This is a genomic window from Actinomadura madurae (assembly GCF_900115095.1).
Lineage (GTDB): Bacteria > Actinomycetota > Actinomycetes > Streptosporangiales > Streptosporangiaceae > Spirillospora > Spirillospora madurae.
The window spans coordinates 1-2,611 of the sequence record NZ_FOVH01000047.1 but is presented as its reverse complement, the minus strand read 5'-3'; the positions used below and the strand labels follow the sequence as shown (position 1 = coordinate 2,611).

Below are 2,611 nucleotides of genomic sequence, written 5' to 3'. Positions count from 1 at the left end.
CCCTTCGGCAAGCACACCGCCACCGTGTCGCCCGGACGCACACCACACCCCCGCAGCACACCCGCCACACCAAGCGCCCTCGCCGACAACTCCCCGTACGTCATCGACCCCGACTCACCCCACAGCAGCGCCACCCGCTCCGGACCCCTCGCCGCACACCGGAAGAACCCGCCATGCAACAACCCCTCCGGCACCGGACCAGCCGTCGCGTTCACCCGCTCCCGCACCTCGACCTGCCCGGCCGGGAGTGCGATGGCGGTGCCCGGGACGCCGGAAGGCGCCGTGATCAGGGTGGCGACGAGGTCCTGGTAGGCGGCGAACATGTCGTCCAGGAGCCCGTCCGGGAACAGCTCGTCCACCGCGTCCCAGTGGAAGACGAGCGCCCCGCGCTGCTCCATCACCTGGTGGTCCAGCCACACCTGCGGCGTCTGGGAGGCACCGCCGGTGAACGCGGGGAAGCTCGCGGGCATCCGGTCGAAGAGGTCGTCGGACATGCCGAGCGTGCTGGTGAACACCACGGGCATCGCGGCCTCGGCCGGGCTCTTCGCGCGGGCCAGCTCCCGCTGCACCCACACGGCCGACACGGCGCGGTGGTCCAGGTCCGCGGCTAGCCGCTCCTGGAGCCGGCGGGCGCCCGCGCGCAGGTCCTCCCCCGCGGCCGGGCGGTGTTCCAGCAGGGTGAGGGAGGTGAAGTCGCCGAGGACGGCGCCGATGCCGGGATGGACGTCGCGGCGGTCGAACAGCGTCAGGTTGATCGTCAGATCCGGTTCGGCGCTCCACCGCGACAGCACCTCGGCGTAGCAGGCCAGCAGCACCATGGACGGGGTGACGCCGTGGTCGCGGGCCCAGGTCTTGACCGCCGCCCAGCGGGCGGGGGCCAGCCGGCCCTCGCGGCGGCTGAAGCGCGGCCGCGTCACCGTGGCCGGGTCCTTGGCCAGGGGCAGCCTCGGCGCCGGCGGGAGCGTGCCCAGCCGTGCCCGCCAGTACCGCTCGGAGTCGGTGCGCTCGGCGTCGGACGGCCGGACGCCCAGCACGTAGTCGCGGAACGAGACCTCCAGCGGCGGGAGCGCCGCGTCCGGGTCGTCGTAGAGCGCGGCCAGCTCGCCGAGAAGGATGTGGACGCTCAGACCGTCCAGGACGAGGTAGTCCACGACGATGCCGAGGGACGACCCGGCGCCGTGGTGCACGACCATGCTCGCGTACAGCGGCCAGCGGGACGGGTCGAACGTGCGGCCCGTCAGGGAGCGGCGCAGCAGTTCCGACGCCGAACCTGCGTCCGCGGCCTCGGCGGTGCGGACCTCGCACGCGGTGACCGCCGAGTGCGGCAGGACGCGCTGCGCGCCGTCCTCGACGACCACGCGGAGCATCTCGTGCCGTGCGATCAGCGCGTTCCAGGCGTCCGACAGCCGCCGCGTGTCGATCCGCTCGCCGGTGAACTCCAGGTAGTAGGTGGTGCCGATGCCGCCGAGCGGCATCCCGTCGGCGCGGCCGAGCAGGTAGGCGTGCTGCACCTCGGTGAGCGGGAAGGGCTCGTGCCGGGCGGCGGGGTCGGCGGACAGCGGCTCGGCCCCGGCGGACGGGCCGTCCAGGCGCAGCCCGGCCGCGAAGTCGGCGAGGACGGGCCGCTCGAACAGGGCGCCCACGGACGCCCCGCGCACGCCGACGCGCGGCGAGAGCAGGTGCCCGACGACGCGGGTCGCGGCGAGGCTGTCGCCGCCGAGGAGGAAGAAGTCCGCGGTGCGGTCGGGGCGCTCGCGGCCGAGCACCTCGGCCCAGGTCTCGGCCACGACCTCCTCGACGGGCCCGCGCGGGGCCGTGCCGCCCGCCCCGTCCGGCACCGCGTGCTCCAGCCGGCGCGCGAGCGCGGCCCGGTCGACCTTGCCGTTGGCGGAGGTCGGCAGCTCGGGCACGACGATGAGCTGCTCGGGCAGCATCACGGCGGGCAGGAGGGCGGCGGCGTGGGCGCGGACCTGTTCGGGGTCGAGGACGGCGCCGGCCGCGTTCGGCACCAGGACGGCGCCGAGGCGGGCGGTGGCGGAGCCTGCGACCACGGCAACGGCCGTCCGGACCCCGGGGTGGGAGCGCAGCGCGGCCTCGATCTCGCCGAGTTCGATGCGGTGGCCGCGGATCTTGACCTGGTGGTCGGTACGGCCCAGGAATTCCAGCAGCCCGCCGGGACGGTAGCGCCCCAGGTCGCCGGTCCGGTACCAGCGACGGCCATCATGCAGCGGGAACCGCTCGGCCGTGCGCACCGGATCGTTGCGGTACCCGCGCGCCACCCCGGCACCACCGATCCACAACTCGCCCGGCACCCAGTCGGGACAGTCACGGCCATGCGCGTCCACCACCCGGAAACACTGGCTGCGCAACGGCGTCCCGTACGGGACCGACGGCCAGTCCGGCATGAGGTCGGTGACCTCGTACTGGTTGGACCAGATCGCCGCCTCCGTCGCGCCGCCCAGCGCCACGAGCAGGCAGCCGGGTGCGAGCGCCGAGAGGCGGGCTCCGAGGTCACGGGCGACCCAGTCGCCGGAGACCAGGACCAGGCGCAGGGTGTCGAACGGTGCGGCGGGCTGCCAGGCGGCGGCGGTGAGGAACATCTCGAACAGCA

The 2,611-nt window shown here is 74.7% G+C and carries 1 protein-coding gene; it reads right to left on the bottom strand.

The annotated features are described in order from the left end of the window. A partial coding sequence (locus BM339_RS47285; protein ID WP_143118912.1) for a condensation domain-containing protein occupies nt 1-2,611 on the bottom strand: 2,611 nt, incomplete at both ends.